The organism is Stenotrophomonas sp. SBJS02 (assembly GCF_020428325.2).
Taxonomy (GTDB): Bacteria; Pseudomonadota; Gammaproteobacteria; order Xanthomonadales; family Xanthomonadaceae; genus Stenotrophomonas; species Stenotrophomonas africana.
Genome location: NZ_CP109812.1, coordinates 3,997,063 through 4,013,165 on the forward strand (window position 1 = coordinate 3,997,063; position 16,103 = coordinate 4,013,165).

General features: G+C 67.8%; 11 protein-coding genes and 2 pseudogenes. 6 read left to right on the plus strand and 7 right to left on the minus strand.

The features are described 5' to 3' along the window. Positions 1-2: 2 nt before the first annotated feature. Positions 3-1,138, minus strand: a pseudogene (locus FQS62_RS18465) (efflux RND transporter periplasmic adaptor subunit). Positions 1,139-1,261: 123 nt separating this feature from the next. Between FQS62_RS18465 and FQS62_RS18470 the strand changes: the two are divergent. The 3 genes and pseudogenes from FQS62_RS18470 to FQS62_RS18480 all read left to right on the plus strand — a co-directional run. Then, positions 1,262-1,921: pseudogene (locus FQS62_RS18470) on the plus strand (TetR/AcrR family transcriptional regulator); the annotation flags it as partial. Positions 1,922-2,076: 155 nt separating this feature from the next. After that, positions 2,077-2,724 (plus strand): protein-L-isoaspartate O-methyltransferase family protein, encoded by a 648-nt coding sequence (locus FQS62_RS18475; RefSeq protein WP_164158636.1) that lies wholly within the window; start codon positions 2,077-2,079, stop codon positions 2,722-2,724. Positions 2,725-2,740: 16 nt separating this feature from the next. Next, positions 2,741-4,099: a TolC family outer membrane protein gene (locus FQS62_RS18480; protein WP_049444008.1), complete on the plus strand. Its 1,359-nt coding sequence runs from the start codon at positions 2,741-2,743 to the stop codon at positions 4,097-4,099. A gap of 68 nt (positions 4,100-4,167) precedes the next feature. Here the strand turns inward: FQS62_RS18480 and FQS62_RS18485 are convergent, their stop codons facing one another. Both FQS62_RS18485 and waaA read right to left on the minus strand, forming a co-directional pair. After that, a complete protein-coding gene (locus tag FQS62_RS18485) occupies positions 4,168-5,385 on the minus strand; it encodes a hypothetical protein (protein WP_049444009.1) in 1,218 nt (405 codons plus the stop codon). Between the two features lie 215 nt (positions 5,386-5,600). Beyond that, complete coding sequence (gene waaA, locus FQS62_RS18490) at positions 5,601-6,899, minus strand: lipid IV(A) 3-deoxy-D-manno-octulosonic acid transferase (protein WP_049444011.1); 1,299 nt, start codon at positions 6,897-6,899, stop codon at positions 5,601-5,603. Between the two features lie 60 nt (positions 6,900-6,959). On the opposite strand from waaA, the gene FQS62_RS18495 reads away from it, so the two are divergent. Continuing rightward, positions 6,960-7,877, plus strand: a complete 918-nt coding sequence (locus FQS62_RS18495) for an LpxL/LpxP family Kdo(2)-lipid IV(A) lauroyl/palmitoleoyl acyltransferase (RefSeq protein ID WP_049444013.1) — start codon at positions 6,960-6,962, stop codon at positions 7,875-7,877. A gap of 146 nt (positions 7,878-8,023) precedes the next feature. Here the strand turns inward: FQS62_RS18495 and FQS62_RS18500 are convergent, their stop codons facing one another. The 4 genes from FQS62_RS18500 to FQS62_RS18515 all read right to left on the minus strand — a co-directional run bounded on the left by FQS62_RS18500 (position 8,024) and on the right by FQS62_RS18515 (position 11,263). Then, the gene (locus FQS62_RS18500) at positions 8,024-8,473 is read right to left on the minus strand and encodes an REP-associated tyrosine transposase (RefSeq protein WP_154349614.1); all 450 of its coding nucleotides are present in this window, start codon (positions 8,471-8,473) and stop codon (positions 8,024-8,026) included. A 149-nt stretch (positions 8,474-8,622) separates the two neighbouring features. After that, complete coding sequence (locus tag FQS62_RS18505; protein WP_088480518.1) at positions 8,623-9,954, minus strand: O-antigen ligase family protein; 1,332 nt, start codon at positions 9,952-9,954, stop codon at positions 8,623-8,625. Further along, positions 9,935-11,050: a glycosyltransferase gene (locus FQS62_RS18510; protein ID WP_088480517.1), complete on the minus strand. Its 1,116-nt coding sequence runs from the start codon at positions 11,048-11,050 to the stop codon at positions 9,935-9,937. Before FQS62_RS18510 ends, FQS62_RS18505 begins: the two co-directional genes overlap by 20 nt. Before the next feature lie 15 nt (positions 11,051-11,065). Continuing rightward, a complete protein-coding gene (locus FQS62_RS18515; protein ID WP_005410967.1) occupies positions 11,066-11,263 on the minus strand; it encodes a zinc-finger domain-containing protein in 198 nt (65 codons plus the stop codon). Positions 11,264-11,684: 421 nt separating this feature from the next. Here FQS62_RS18515 and FQS62_RS18520 point away from each other — a divergent pair, with 421 nt between their 5' ends. Then, positions 11,685-15,029 (plus strand): GH92 family glycosyl hydrolase, encoded by a 3,345-nt coding sequence (locus FQS62_RS18520; protein ID WP_208043874.1) that lies wholly within the window; start codon positions 11,685-11,687, stop codon positions 15,027-15,029. Then, complete coding sequence (locus FQS62_RS18525; RefSeq protein WP_049444023.1) at positions 15,026-15,769, plus strand: basic secretory protein-like protein; 744 nt, start codon at positions 15,026-15,028, stop codon at positions 15,767-15,769. The genes FQS62_RS18520 and FQS62_RS18525 overlap by 4 nt, the downstream gene beginning before the upstream one ends. Positions 15,770-16,103 lie beyond the last annotated feature (334 nt).

Consider the following 16,103-nt stretch of genomic DNA (forward strand, 5'->3'; position numbering starts at 1 on the left):
GGTCAGTGCCCCTTGCCTGCGGCCGGCGCCGGCTTGGCGGCCGACGGTGCCAGCACCGGGCGGTTCTGGCGGTCGACCGGCGTCACCACCTGGCCTTCGCGCAGCAGATGGCCGCCGGCAGCGACCACCCAGTCCGTCGCGCCCACGCCAGACACGACCGGCACGGCCTGCGCGCCGTAGGCACCCACCTGCACCGGCGTTGCCTTCAATGCACCGTTGGACGGATTGACCACCCACACGCTGGCCTTGCCATCACTGCCGCGCAGCACGGCCGCCAGCGGCAGCTGCAACGCACCACTGCGCCCGGCGGTGGCAAACACCCGCGCACTCTGGCCCAGTTCCACTTCGCTCAGTGCTTCCGGCGCCAGGCTCACGCGCGTGGCATAGGTGCGCGCCTGTGCATCGGCGGCCGGGGCGATTTCGCGCAGGGTGCCCGGCAGCAGCTGGCCCGGACGGTTCCACAGTTCCACCTGCACCGACTGGCGACCTTGTAGTCGCGGATGCTGCTTTCCGGCAGCGCGATCAGCACCTCACGGCCACCATCGGCGGCCAGGGTGAACACCGTCTGCCCCGCGCTCACGACCTGCCCGGCTTCGGCCTGGCGGCTGGCGATCACGCCATCGGCGGGTGCGCGCAGTTGCGCGTACTCGGCCTGGTTGCGGGCCACGGCGAGGTTGGCCCGGGCGGCGTTGGCCTGGCCCTGTGCAGCCTTGAATGCCGCCGTCTGCTGGTCCAGTGCCGAGCGGCTCACCAGCTGGTCTTCCGCCAGCTTGGCATAGCGCTTCTGGTCATCGCGCGCGCGCACCAGGTCTGCTTCCGCCGCCGCCAGCTGCGCCTGCGACGCCGCCGCCTGCGAGGCGTAGTCGGCCGCATCCAGCTCGGCCAGCAGCTGGCCCTTCTTCACCCGCTCGCCTGCGTCGACGAGGCGCCTGACCAGGTTGCCGCCAACCCGGAACGACAGTGGGCTTTCCTGGCGGGCACGCACCTCGCCGGGGTAGGCGGCCGCGGCCTGTCCATCCTGCGTGGTGGGATGCACCACCAGCACCGGGATGGCCGCCGCCGGCTCGGCGGCCTGCTTGCCGCACGCTGCCAACACCACGACCAGTACGCCTACGCCCAACCAACGCATGTTTTTCATGAGGTACAGGACCTGAAAAGAAATCCGGGGGGAACGCGCCGGCAACATACTGTTGCAACGCGGACATTAGTGAACCAGCCGGTATAGTATAAATATCGAACCGCTTGGTCTAGTATTAGCGGAATGAGTTCTCCCACTTCCCGAAAGCTGACGGCCAAGCCCGCTGCCAAGGCTGCCGGTCCCGGGCGCCCCAAGGATCTGGGCAAGCGCGCGGCAATACTCGAGGCAGCCAAGACACTGTTCATTGAACAGGGCTACAGCGGCGTGAGCATGGACAGCATTGCTGCCCAGGCCGGCGTCTCGAAGCTGACCGTCTACAGCCATTTCGGCGACAAAGAGACCCTGTTCTCCGAAGCTGTGCAGTCCAAGTGCATCGAGATGCTGCCCGACGCGCTGTTCGTGGCCGACGTCGAAGGCCCCCTGCGTGACCAGTTGCTGGGCATCGGCATGGCGTTCTTCGAGATGATCACCTCCGACGCGGCCCTGTCGATCCAGCGGATGATGATGGCGCCGGAGACCGACGAGCGCCTGCGCGAACTGTTCTGGCAGGCGGGCCCGCAACGCACCTGCGAGGCACTGGCCGACTTCATGCGTTCGCGTGCCGAGCGCGGCGAACTGGATATCCCCGACTGCTACATCGCCGGTCAGCAGTTCCTGACCCTGGTGAAGGGCGAAGTGCACATGCATATGATGTGCGGCATGCCACTGTCCCCCGTCGAGACCGATGCTGCGATCCACGTGGCCGCCAGCGTGGATTTCTTCCTGCGCGCCTACGCGCGCGGGGGCTGGGAATGCTGGATAACCAAAACTGAACGAACCGGAGGTCGCGATGACTTCCGGCACTGCGACCCCGGCCACCCCGCAGCTGATGCTCTGGGCGCGCCGCCGGCCTCCGGCACCGGTAAAATGGCCGGCCCACTGCGCTGGATTTGAACCTCATGACGATTGATTACGCCCACGCCCGCGAACTGATGGTGGAACAGCAGATCCGTCCCTGGGACGTGCTGGACATCAAGGTGCTCGACGTCCTGGCCCGCCTGCCGCGCGAGGCCTTCGTTGCCGACGCGCACCGGGCGCTGGCCTACGCCGATGTTGAACTGCCGATCGGCCATGGCCAGAAGATGATGAAGCCGGTCATCGAGGGCCGTACCCTGCAGGCACTGGACCTGCAGCCGGGTGACGAAGTGCTGGAAATCGGCACCGGCAGCGGTTTCCTGTCGGCCTGCATTGGCGCGCTGGCGCGCGACGTGCTGAGCCTGGAGATCGACCCGGAGCTGGCCGCCGCCGCACGCGCGCGCCTGGATGCTTCCGGCCTGGGCACCAACGTCCGCGTGGAAGTGGCTGACGCCCTGTCCTGGCAGACCGAACGCCGCTTTGACGTGATCTGTGTCACTGGTGCGGTCGACGTGGTGCCGTCACAGTTTGCCTCGTGGCTGCGTCCGGGTGGACGCCTGTTCGTGATCCACGGCCGCTCGCCGGCGATGGAGGCCCTGCTGATCAAGGCCGACGGCAGCACCGAGTCCCTGTTCGAGACCGATATTGATTACCTGCGCGGTGCCGCCCCGGCACCCCAGTTCCACCTCTGAGTCCAAGGAAGCCGCAATGATCCGCCGATCCCTCGCTGTTGCGCTGGCCACTGCCCTGCTGCCGTTGTCCGCCCATGCCGCCGACCTGCTGCAGGTCTACGAAATGGCCCGCAACGGCGATCCGCAGCTGTCCGCCGCCGAATCGACCCGGCTGGTCGACAAGGAAGGTGCCGTGCAGGCGCGCGCCGCCCTGCTGCCGCAGATCAACGGCCAGGCCACGCTGAACCGCACGCGCAGCGAGCCGAACGCCGACGCCAACTCCGGCTCGTTCACCAACAAGCGCCGCACGTACACGATCGACGGCAGCCAGACGCTGTTCAACTGGACCCAGATCAACAACCTGCGTTCGCAGCGCGAGCTGAGCAAGGCGGCGGATTTCACCCTCGATTCGGCCAACGACAGCCTGATCGTTCGCACGTCGGCGGCCTACTTCAACGTGCTGGTGGCGATCGAATCGCTGAACGCCGCACAGACCAACGAAGCGGCCGCGAAAAAGCAGTTCGATTTCGCCGACAAGCGCCTGGAAGTGGGCCTGGCGCCGATCACCGACGTGCACGAAGCGCGCGCCCAGTACGACCAGGCGCGCGCCAACACCATCGTTGCGCAGAACACCCTGGCCGATAACTACCAGGCACTGACCGAGCTGACCGGCCAGCCGGTGGTCAACCTGCGCGGCCTGCCGGCCGACTTCCGCCCGGAAGTGCCGGCCAACCGCGGCAACATCGATGAGCTGGTGCACCAGGCCACCACCCAGAATCCGGCACTGAAGGCGCAGGAGCTGAAGGTCAGCGCCGCCGAGGCAGGGGTGCAGGCTGCCCGTGGCGGTCATTACCCGACCCTGTCGCTGGGCGGCAGCTGGGGCAAGAGCGCGACCTGGGGTGACAGCACCGGCGCGGGTTCGCTGTCGCCGGATGCGCGCACCAACAGCATCGGCCTGACCCTGAGCGTGCCGATCTTCGCCGGCGGTGCCACCCAGTCCGGCGTGCGTCAGGCGTTGGCCCAGCGTGACATCGCCCAGGACGGCTACGAGCAGCAGAAGCGTGCCCTGGACCGCAACACCCGCAATGCCTACCAGACCCTGGTGCAGGGCATCAGCGAAGTGGAAGCGCGCCGCCTGGCGGTGGTCTCGGCACAGAGCGCCTACGATGCTTCGCAGGTCGGGCTGGAAGTCGGTACCCGTACCGTGCTGGACGTGATCCAGAACCAGCGCATCCTGTTCTCGGCGCAGCTGGACTACGCCCAGGCCCGTTACACCTTCCTGCAGAACCGCCTGCTGCTGAGCCAGTCGCTGGGTGCGCTGGATGTGGCCGAGCTGCAGGACGTGAACCGCCTGCTGACCCAGGACGCGGGCAACCCGGCAACGACCACGCACTGAGTGGTCGCCGCGCCGGCAACGAAGAAGCCACCCGCGAGGGTGGCTTTTTTGTGGCCGTTGCACGGCGATCAGCCCGGCCAGACACGCATGCGCTCCACTGCGGCCAACACGCACAGTGCCGCAGCCACGGGCGCAAGCACCAACAAGACGCGTGAGGGTGGCGCCTGCACGCGAAGCACGGTCAGGCACAAGGCCGCCATCACCAGCAGGGTTGCCGGGCCAGGCAGCACCGGCAGCGTACCAACGGGCAGCAGCAGCGCCAGCACCGCCGCCGAGGCCACCACCACGCACCACGCCAGTCGCGCCCGCAATCCTGCCACCGCATGGCTGGCCGCAGGCCACAGCTGCGCCGCCAGGCGCGCGGCAACCCTCATCACTACCAGCAGCAGCGCCGCCAGCCCTGCTGCACCGGCCAGTGGCAGCAACGGCATCATCCAGTGCAGCTGCGGGTGCTGCTGCAGCGCCACCGACAACGGTCGCGTACTGGCCAATGCAGGGAACTCCACCAGTCCTGCCTGCAACGCGGCCAGCACGATAAGCAGCAGCATGGCCAGCAGCAGCATCCCTGCCAGCAGCGGCATGGTCCGTGCCCTCTCCTGCCGGCCCATGCCGGGAAATCCCAGCGCAAGGCCAACGCTGGCGAACACACCGAGCAGCGGTACGCTCGCCGCCAGCACTCCACCCAGTCCGAAACGATAAGGCGCCGTTGCTTCCGGCAACCATGGAATCCAATGTGCGTAGTGCACGTAACGCGCCGCCAGGGCCAGCAGGAGCAGGCCGATGCCGATCTTCATCGTGAGCAACGCACAGGCAGCCAATACCACACGACGTGGCGGCAGCAACCCGACCACGCCAAGCAGAAGCAGGCCGAAGACCGCCGCCAGCTGATCCGGCATGGCGTTGCCGGCATCGATGCCGCAGCGGAGCAGGAACACGCGCAGATGACTGGCCAGGGATTGCGCCGCGCCAGCACTGGTCGCCACCAGCTCCAGCAGCAACATGCCACCCAGCAGGCCGGCAGATGCCCTGCCCGATCCGGCGCGCAGCAGACCCAGCAGGCCATCAACGGGCAGTAGCGGGTTCAGGACGTGCAGACAGCACAGCAGGGGCAAGGTGCCCAGCGCGGCCAACAACAGGCTCAGCACGATGGCCGGTCCCGCCTGCGCGGCGGTGTGCTGGCCGACCAGAGCGATCACGCTGCCCCCCAGCAGCAGCGTCAGTGCCACCGTGGCGACGTGATCCCTGCCGAGGCGGGCATCCCGGTCGAGGCTGTTGTCGCTGTCCATCGCAAGTCCCCTTGATATCCGCCCAGGTGCGGTCGGCAGCAGGCTGGCAGCCTGCGCCAAGGGGCGGTATCAGAATCTGTACCGGGGGCTCCGCGATGTGATCACAGACACGATCGAAGGCCTATAACCGGTCCTGCTGCGACAGGATTCCGGTCGCTAAGCAGAATTGATGTAGTCGATCACGTCAGCCGACCGGCCTGCTGCCGGTAGGCGTCTCAGCTCCGCGGTGGCGGCAGATGCGGCGCGACCAGCGCCAGCGTGCGCTGCAGGGCGCCCCGGCCATTGCTGACCAGCGTGCAGCCAGCGCGCGCCATGTCCTGGCGCGCCTGTACATCGTCGAGCAGGTGCTGCAACAGGTCGCCGACCGCCTGCACGTCCTCGCCGATCAGCAGTGCGCCGGCCTCACGCATGCGGCGCGAGATCTCAGCGAAGTTGTGCAGGTGCGGGCCGGTCACGGCAGCGGTGCCCATCGCCGCCGGCTCCAGCAGATTGTGGCCACCGATCGGCTGCAGGCTGCCGCCGACAAACGCCACCTGCGCGCAGGCATAGAAGGGCATCAGCTCGCCCAGAGTGTCGATGACGAACACGTCGGTGTCGGCCTCGGGCCACTGCTTCGCGCGCCGGGTGGCCACGTTCCAGCCCTGTTCGCGCGTCAGCGCCTCTACCTTCGGGAAGCGCTCGGGATGACGCGGCGCCCACAGCAGCAGCAGGTCGGGATGCTGCTGGCGCAGGCGACGGTGCAGGTCGACCACCGCCTGTTCTTCGCCATCGTGGGTACTGGCGGCGATCCACACCGGACGCCCGGCCGGCACGCGGGCGTGGAACTGCTCGACGAAGCTCTTCACGTCCGGCGTGGCGATGTCGAACTTCAGGTTGCCCAGCGCCTGGACCTGCTCCGGGGCAGCGCCCAGCTGGACGAAGCGGTCCGCGTCGTCCTGCGACTGCGCGGCCACGCAGGTGACCGTACGCAGGGCGCGCCGGATCAGCGCCGCCAGCAGCCGGTAGCCGCGCAACGAGCGTGCAGACAGGCGCGCATTGAGGATGTAGACCGGAATGCCCCGGTCACGGCAGCCGAACAGCATGTTCGGCCACAGTTCGGTTTCCAGGATCAGCGCCAGGCTGGGCTGGAAGTGACCGAGGAAGCGGTTGACGCTGCCGGGTACGTCGTACGGCAGGTAGACGTGGTCCAGCGCATCGCCCCACAGCGCTCGCACGCGCTCCGAACCGGTCGGGGTGATGGTGGTGATGACCCAGCGGATGTCCGGGCGCTGCTCGCGCAGGGCGTTCACCAGCGGCGCGGCGGCATTGACCTCGCCCACCGACACCGCGTGCAGCCAGACCCGTGGCTGGCCGGTCGGCTGTGGATAGGAGGCGTAGCGCTCGTCCCAGCGCCGGAAGTACTCACGGACCCGGAAACCGCGCCAGACCAGGTGATACACGGTGATCGGCAGCAGGATGTAGAGCACGACCGAATACAGGCCGCGCAGGATCCATTCGACAGGGTCTTTACGCATGCGGCAAGGATACGGGAGCCCCCCGGGAAAGACACGCGGCCGCCTTGGTAGAATGGGGCAATGTCCGATGCCACCACCGCCGTCCGCCCGTCGCTGCGCGATCCGCGCAACTGGCCGATGTTCGCCGCCATGTTCGGCGCCTTCGCCATCGCCCGCCTGCCGTGGATGCTGCAGCGTGCGCTGGGCCGGGGCGTCGGCTGGATCACCTGGCGCCTGCTCGGCAGCCGCCGTCGCGCCGCCGAGGTCAACCTGCAGCTGTGCTTCCCCGAAAAGGATGAAGCCTGGCGGCAACGTCTGGTACGCGACAGCTTCGATGCGCTGGGCGTGGGCGTGTTCGAGTGCATCCGTGCCTGGTGGGGCAGTATCGACCGCATCCGCCCTCAGGTGCAGATCGAAGGCCTGGAGCACCTGCGGCAGATGCAGGCCGAAGGCCGTGGCGTGCTGCTGGTCTCCGGCCACTTCATGACTCTGGAGATGTGCGGGCGCCTGCTGTGCGACTACGTTGATCTTTCGGGCATGTACCGCAAGCACAAGAACCCGGTGTACGAATGGGCGGTGAAGTTCGGCCGCCTGCGCTATGCCAAGGCGATGTTCGCCAACGAGGACATCCGCGCCACCGTGCGGCACCTGAAGAAGGGTGGCTTCCTCTGGTATGCACCGGACCAGGACATGCGTGGCAAGGACACCGTGTTCGTGCCGTTCTTCGGCCACACCGCGTCCACCATCACCGCCACCCACCAGCTGGCGCGGATGACCGGTTGTGCGGTGATCCCGTATTTCCACCGTCGCGAAGGCGGCAGGTACTTCCTGAAGATCGGTGCGCCGCTGGAGAATTTCCCCAGCGAGGACGTGGAAGCCGATACCACGCGGGTCAACCAGGCCATCGAAGAGATGGTGCGCGAAGCGCCCGACCAGTACTTGTGGATCCACCGTCGTTTCAAGCGCCAGCCGGGTGGCCGGAGCGATTTCTACAAGTAGCGGTGGGAGGGATGGCTTCATCCACGCATGACGTGGATCTACTGCCTTGTGCAGCTTCATCCGCGTATGGCGTGGATTCAATGACGTGGGGCATTCTGAAGTAGATCCACGCCATGCGTGGATGCTCTTCGATTCCGTGCCGTGATTCACAACGGCCAGCGGCACCAGGCGTACGGGTACTCCCCCACCACGCACGCCAAGCCCGCGCGGACCGGATTGGCCAGGATGTACATCGCCTTCTCGTGAAGTGATTCGTCGGTCCGCACTGCATGGTCGTGATAGCCGTGCTGCCACAGCACACCCTGCCGCTCCAACCGCCGGTTCAGCAACCTGCTGCTGCGTGACTTCAGAAAGGACATGCACTCGGCCAAGGTTCCACTGCGCAGTTCCATCAGCCAGTGCAGATGGTCAGGCATCACCACCCAGGCGAGACTGTGGCTGAAGCCCCTACGCTCGACGAAGCGCAGGGTGTCGATCAGGATCGCCATGTCCGCCGCATCGGCGAATAACGGTTCACGGCCAAGAGTTGCCGTGGTCAATGAGTACACGTTGCCGGATCGGGAAAATCGACCGTAGCGGAGTCTTGGGCTGGCCATGCCTCGAGCGTGCGATACGCATGGAAACACCGGTAGTGGTGGGTTACCTGTGTTTGCGTCGGGAAAGCTCCATCCACGCATGGCGTGGATCTACCACAGCAATCTCCGTTCGGTACGTGCAGTAGAGCCACGCCATGCTGGATGGACGATCACACCGCCGTCGGCGTGTCGTCCGATTCGCGTGCCAGCAGGCTGCCGGCGAACAGCGCTGCCAGCAGCACGGTCAGCCCACCCCAGAACGCCGAGTAGAACGCCAAGTGGGTGTTGAGCGGGAACACCGTGACCGCCAGCGCCAGCATCGCCGGCCGCGCACGCTCACGGGCGGCGGCCGGCGCATAACGCCATGCCCGCCAGGCCTGGGCCACCGCCGCCAGCCACAGCAGCAGGCCCAGCACACCGGTTTCTGCCAGGATTTCCAGCACGATCTGATGGGCGTGCAACGCGGGGGCATTGCCCCACACCGCCGGTCCTCCATCGGCCACGCAGGCCGGATAGGCATCGCGGAAACCGCGCGCGCCGACCCCGTTGACCGGGTGCGCCTCAATCATGCAGACGGCCGCTTCCCAGATCCGCGCGCGACCGGACAGCGCTTCGTCGACCCCCCGTTCGCCTCCATCCCAGGCCATCGCCGTACGTGCAAAGCGTTCGCGCAGCTGCGGCACGCTGGCGGTCAGCACCCCTGCCCCGAGAACAGCGACCATCGCCAGCACCGCCAGCCGTTTCCAGCCGAACTGGCGTACGCCGCTGTAGCCCAGCACCAGTGCGAAGGTGATCCATGAGGCACGCGAGCCGGCCAGCAGCAGCACGCTGCCCAGCGCTGCCGCAGCCAGCAGCCAGCCCGTATTGCCAAAGCGCCGCGCGGCGGGCAGCAGCAGGAACGGCGACAGGCTGGCCAGCACCTGGCCGAACTTCAGGTTGCACGGCCCCAGTGCGCCACTGAGGCGGTCGGCCACTGCAGCCTCGTCGGCCGGGCACAATCCATGGCCGCTCACCGCCAGCTTCAGCTGCTCCAGTGACCAGAACCACGGGCTGGTACCCGCTAGCGCCTGCACCAGCGCATCCAGCGTCCACGCAGCGGTGATCAACGCGAGGCCACCGAAGGTCAGCCGCCTCCGCTCCGGCGTGGCCACCGCGATCGCCACCAGCCACATGAAGGGCAGGTAGCGCAGGCCGGCGGCCGCCTTCGTCCACGACGCTGCCGGATCGATCGCATCAAACGCCGAGAATGCCTGCGGCAGCCAATAGCCGAGGAACAGGATCGAGGTCAGCGCCCAGGCTGCCGTGCTCAACAGGTGCGGGCGGCGCTGCAGGCGGCGCATGACCATGCGCGCGGCGGCGTAGACCGCGCCAAGACCGAGCACGGTTTCAGCGATGCCCGGCAACGGCCACAGCGCCACGTACGCCAGCACCCACCAGGGTGCCCAGCGCCCGGCGCGGTCGTCGCGCCCGGTGACGGCGGGGTCAGCCGGCGAGGTCGGCATAGAGGCGGAGGGTATCGCGCTGCATGGCCTGCAGGGTAAACGGGATGCGGGTCGGCAAGGACGGCGGCTGCGCCAGCAGGGCCAGCGCACGTTCACCCAGCGCGCGTGCATCGCCCAGCGGCACCGCGCCAGTGGGCTGCAGCTGCCGAAGCAGTTCGCCAACGCCACCATGATCCCAGCCCAGCACCGGACGGCCGACCGACAGCGCCTCGACCACGGTGCGGCCGAATGCTTCGGGCTTGTCCGACAGCTGCAGCACAAGATCGCTGGCTGCATAGGCCTGGGCGATACGCGCGGTCGGCGTGCTGATCTGCACGGCGTCGGTCACGCCGAGCACGGCCGCCTGCCGGCGCAGGTCGGCCACGTAGGCTTCGCGGCCGGGTTCATCGGTGCCCAGCATCCACAGCTGTGCTGGCACACCGGCCGCGCGTACATCCGCCAGCAACTGCAGCGCATGAACATGTCCCTTCAGCCGGGTGCCCCGCCCCGGCAGCAGCAGCAGCGGGCCCTCAACCTGCGCCAGCCACGGGTAATCGGCTGCCAGCGCCAGTCGTGGCCGGCGGTCGGCGCGGGCCACGCGCGGAAACTGTGCGACATCGACGCCGCGCGGAATCACCTGCAGCTTCGCTTCGGGAACCGTCGGATAGTGCCGCTGCACGTAGTCGCGCACGCTGTTGGACACGCAGATCACGCGTTCACCGCTGGTCATCACCGCGCTGTAGCGACTGGGCGAATTCAACCCGTGCACGGTGGTCACCCAGTGCGGCCGCTGTGCGACGGGCATGGCACGGATCGCGTACAGGCCCAGCCAGGCCGGCAGCCGCGAACGGGCATGCACGATATCCGCACCCACTTCTGCGAACAGGCGGCGCAACGTCGGCAGGTGGCGCAGGGTCAGCAGCGACTTGCGGCCGATGTCGAGGGTGAGGTGCTCAGCACCGCTATCGAGCAGCGGCTGCACCAGGCGACCACCGGCGGAGACCACCAGCGCACGATGGCCGGCGGCGACCAGGGCCGCAGCGATTTCCAGGGTCGAGCGCTCGACGCCGCCGGAGTGCAGCGCCGGCAGCAACTGCACCACGGTCAATCGGCGCATCGAAGGGGCAGCCGCTTAGTCGGCCAGCACGAACACGGAGCCGCAGTACGGGCACTGCGCTTCGCCATTGGGCTCGTCTTCGATCGGCAGGTACACGCGCGGATGCGAGTTCCACAGCGCCATTTCCGGGGTCGGGCAGCTCAGCGGCAGATCGCTGCGGTGCACGGTGTAGCGCTTCTCGGCGTTGGCGGGCGCGGTGGCGGTATGGCTCATGGCGGATGTCGATGAACGGGTTGCGAGGCCTGTGATTCTAGCATCCGGGCCGCCCCGACATTGCGCAACAACAGGCCTTTGCGTGTACCGGGCCGATTCCCTGCGACCTTGCATGCCACCTCGGGATGAGGGGCCGGCGGGAATTCCCGACCGATCCTGCAGGTTAACGGCGTGAAACCACCGACAACGATATTTCCCGCATTTGGATCGAACTAAATGGCACTTGTCAGGTTGCCACGGCTGTTGCAGGATCGGGCCAGGTCGTGAACCGGCCTGCCCCAATCCGACCCGATCGCATGGCCCGCCCCCACCGGACCGGCATCGCCTCTTCCACTGCCATCCCGGCGGGCGGAGCGATGCTGTCCGTGGTGTCCGCCGATGCGGGTTCTGCCCGCCGCCTGCCCTTCCGGGAGACCCTTGCATGACCCTGTCCGATCCACGCTGCGCCCTGCTTCCGCTCGCTCTGGCCCTGGCCTGTGCGACTACCGCGATGCCGGTGCTGGCACAGGGACTGCAGACCTCCTTCGAGCCCGGCGAACCTGCCCCGTCGCAGGCCGCGGGTGCACTGCAGGTGACGATCGGCAACGGCCCTGCGGCGCCTTACGCCGCCAAGCGCAATGCGGGCTACAGCGGCCTGCATGCACTGCGCTACCGCAGCGAAGGCGGCAGCGCGCGGCGCGAGCTGTTCAAGACCGACCTGCCGATCGAGGCCGATACCACCCTGTCGTGGCTGGTGCTGCCGGAGATCGTCGGCAAGGACACCGTGGCCTCGACCTATGTGTCACTGGACCTGCTGCTGGACGATGGCAGCCGCGTTTCGGCCGGTGCGGCGCGTGACCAGCATGGGGTGGCGATCGGCGCACGCGCGCAGGGCGAGTCGAAGACGCTGTACCCGCAGCAGTGGGCGCGCAAGGCAGTGCGGCTGGGCGACGTACCCACGCTGAAGGGCCGCCGCGTGGTGGCGATCGAGCTGGAGGTGGCCAGTGCCGAGGGCGCGCCGGTGTCCGGCTGGATCGATGACGTGCGCCTGGACGCAATGCCGCGACAGCAGCCACAGCGCGTCTCCGACTGGGTGCTGACCACCCGTGGCACCCAGGCCAACGGCACCTTCTCGCGCGGCAACAATTTCCCGGCCACGGCAGTGCCGCACGGGTTCAATTTCTGGACCCCGGTGACCGATGCCGGCGCACTGAACTGGCTGTACCGCTGGAACGAACAGAACGACGCACAGAACCGTCCGCAGCTGCAGGCGCTTGCGCTGAGCCATCAGCCCAGCCCATGGATGGGCGACCGCCAGACCTTCCAGGTGATGCCCTCGGCCAGCCGTGGTGTGCCGGACGCCGACCGCCGCAAGCGCGCGCTGTCGTTCGATCGCCGCCATGAAAGCGCACGCCCGTATCGCTACGACGTGCGCTTCGACAACGGCATCGCTGCCGCCATCGCGCCGACCGATCATGCTGCGCTGTTCCGCTTCGACTTCCCCGAGGGCGGCGACGCCAACCTGCTGTTCGACAACGTCGATGCACGCGGTGGCCTGACTTTGGACGCCGCCACGCAGACGCTGTCCGGCTACACCGACACACGCAGCGGCCTGTCCAACGGCGCCAGCCGCATGTACGTGGTGGCCCGCTTCGACAAGCCGTGGCGCGGCAGTGGGCGCCTCGACACCGGGCGCCCGACCGGTTACATCAAGTTCGATGCCGGCAGCGACCGGCGGGTGACCATGCGCATCGCCACCTCGCTGATCTCGATCGAGCAGGCGCGGCACAACCTGGCGCTGGAAATCGCCGCGGCCGATACGCTGGAAAGCGTGGCCGGCCGCGCGCAGGATGCGTGGGACGCGCGCCTGGCCCGCTTCGACATCGGCGATGCCAGCGACGACCAGAAGACCACGTTGTATTCCAGCCTGTACCGGCTGTTCCTGTACCCGAATTCCGGCCACGAGAACGTGGGCAGCGCCGCCGCACCGGAGTGGCGCTACGCCAACCAGGCCAGCGCCAGCGATGACAACACCGAAGGCAGCGCGACCCGCAGCTACGCCGCCGTGCGCGATGGCAAGGTGTTCGTCAACAACGGCTTCTGGGACACCTTCCGCACCACCTGGCCGGCCTACGCACTGTTCACGCCCGAGGATGCCGGGCAGATGGTGCAGGGCTTCATCGAGCAGTACCGCGCCGGTGGCTGGATCGCGCGCTGGTCGTCGCCGGGCTACGCCGACCTGATGGTCGGTACCAGCTCGGACGTGGCCTTCGCAGATGCGTGGCTGAAGGGCATCGGCGGCTTCGATCCGGCCGAGGCCTACGCCGCCGCGCTGAAGAACGCGACCGTGGTCCCGCCCGACCGCCATGTCGGCCGCAAGGGCATGGACCGCTCGACCTTCCGTGGCTATGCCAGCGCCGACGTGCACGAAGGCATGTCGTGGACGATGGAAGGCGCGCTCAATGACTTCGGCATCGCCAACATGGCCGATGCCCTGGCCAAGCGCGCGGCCACGCCGGCCGCACGCGAGCGCTACAGCACCGAGGCCGACTACTTCCGCCATCGCGCCGCCAGTTACGCGACGATGTTCGATCCGGCGGCCGGCTTCTTCCAGGGCCGCAAGGCCGATGGCCGCTGGCGCGTGGACGCCAAGGACTACGACCCGCGCGTGTGGGGCCACGACTACACCGAATCCAATGGCTGGACCTTCGCTTTCACCGCCGCCCACGATGGCGAGGGCCTGGCGGCGCTGTACGGTGGCCGCGAGAAGCTGGCGGCGAAGCTGGATACCTTCTTCGCCACACCGGAGACCGCGGACCCGGCACTGGCCGGTTCCTATGGCGGCACCATCCATGAGATGACCGAAGCACGCGACGTGCGCATGGGCATGTATGCGCACAGCAACCAGCCGGCACACCACATCCCGTGGATGTACCTGTACGCCGGGCAGCCGTGGAAGACCCAGCAGCATGTGCGCGAGATCCTGTCGCGGCTGTATGTCGGCAGCGAGATCGGCCAAGGCTACCCGGGCGATGAGGACAATGGCGAGACCTCGGCATGGTACGTGCTTGCTTCGCTGGGCCTGTACCCGCTGCGCATGGGCGCCCCGGAGTACGTGATCGGCTCGCCGGCATTCGAGCACGCACGGGTGGAGCTGCAGGGTGGTGCCGTGCTGACCGTGAACGCGGCCAACAACTCGCGTGAGAACGTCTACGTGCAGTCGCTGAAGATCAACGGCCAGCCCTGGACGAAGACCTGGGTGCCGCACGAGCTGATCGCCAAGGGCGCGACGCTCGACTTCGTGATGGGACCGCAGCCGTCGCGCTGGGGCAGTGGCGTGGATGACGTGCCGCGCTCGTTGACCACACGCGGGCAGCGCCCGCAGCTGCTGCACGACCTGCTGGGCAGTGGCGCGAAGGCGACGTCGGCCGATGGCCGTGCCCTGCCCGCGCTGGTCGATGACGATGCCGGCACGACGGTGGGCCTGGGCGGCGGTGCAACCATCGCGCTGACCGGCCTGGCCGAGGGCACCCCGACCATGTACACGCTGACCAGCGGTGACGGCCGCATCCTGGGCGGTGAGTGGACGCTGGAAGCACGCAACGGCAGCGGCAGCTGGGCAGTGCTCGACCAGCGCAGCGGCGAAGATTTCGAATCCGCCCGCCAGACCCGTCCGTTCCGCATCGCCAGACCCGGTCGCTACAGCGAGTACCGCCTGCGCCTGGCGGCACCGGCACGGCTGCCGCTGGCGGAGATCGAACTGTTGGCGGCCAGCACCGTACAATGAGCGGCATGCGCTTCCGTCTTCTGCCACTGGCCCTTGTTGCCCTGTCCTTCCCAAGTTTCGGCCAGACCCAGGCGTTCGATACGCAGCTGACCCGCGACGGTGTGACGCTGAACTACCAGGATGCCCGTGGCGCGCTGGCCGCGCCGCAGCGCAAGCGGGTGATCGATACGTTCTTCTTCGCCTACCTGCGCGAACGTGCGGACTTCCACCCGGCCGCGCCGTCGATGGTGCGCATCGTGATCGATCCGGCCTACACCGGCATCGCCTTCGTCGGTGACAAGGACCAGGCAGCGACGATCACCATCAATCCAGGCTGGCTTGCGCAACACCCGAACGACATCGACCTGGTCACCCATGAGGCGATGCACATCGTGCAGGGGTATCCCGGCTACGGCGATACACGGGTACCGGGCTGGCTGGTGGAAGGCATCGCCGACTACGCGCGCGACCGCTACGGCATGGACAATGCCGCCGCAGGCTGGGCACTGCCGGGCAAGGTCGAGAAGGGACAGAACGTCGACAGCGGCTACCGGGTGACCGGTGCGTTCCTGAAATGGGCCGAGGCCGAGCATCCCGGCCTGGTGCTGGCGCTGGACAAGGCCCTGCGCGAAGGCCGCTATACGCCTGCGCTGTGGCAGAAGCACACCGGCAAGGCACTGCAGGCGCTGTGGACGCAGTACGCCAAGCCACGTTCGGATGCACCGCCGCCGGCGCCGGCGCGCCGCGGCAAGCGGCACTGACTGGGTAGAGTCGACTGGGTAGAGTCGACTGTTGGTGGACTGACTTTCGCACAACTACCGAAAACCCCGCGCTTCGCGCGATAGTCGACCAACGGTCGACTCTACCCCGCTGCCTTCTATGCCTCAGCGCGACTGCACGAAACCGGCATACAGCGCGAACAGCTGCTGGAAGTACCGCCGCGTCACTCGATTGCGCATGACACCCTCACCCATGGAAAGTTGGTCGGGCCCAGGGTGGGGAGGCCGGTCCGGTCCCTTCCCACGGCCAGGCCGCGTGGGCGTATTGGGCCGTAACGGCGTTGCAGGCACATGACCGGGTTGCGTAGCGCGTGTG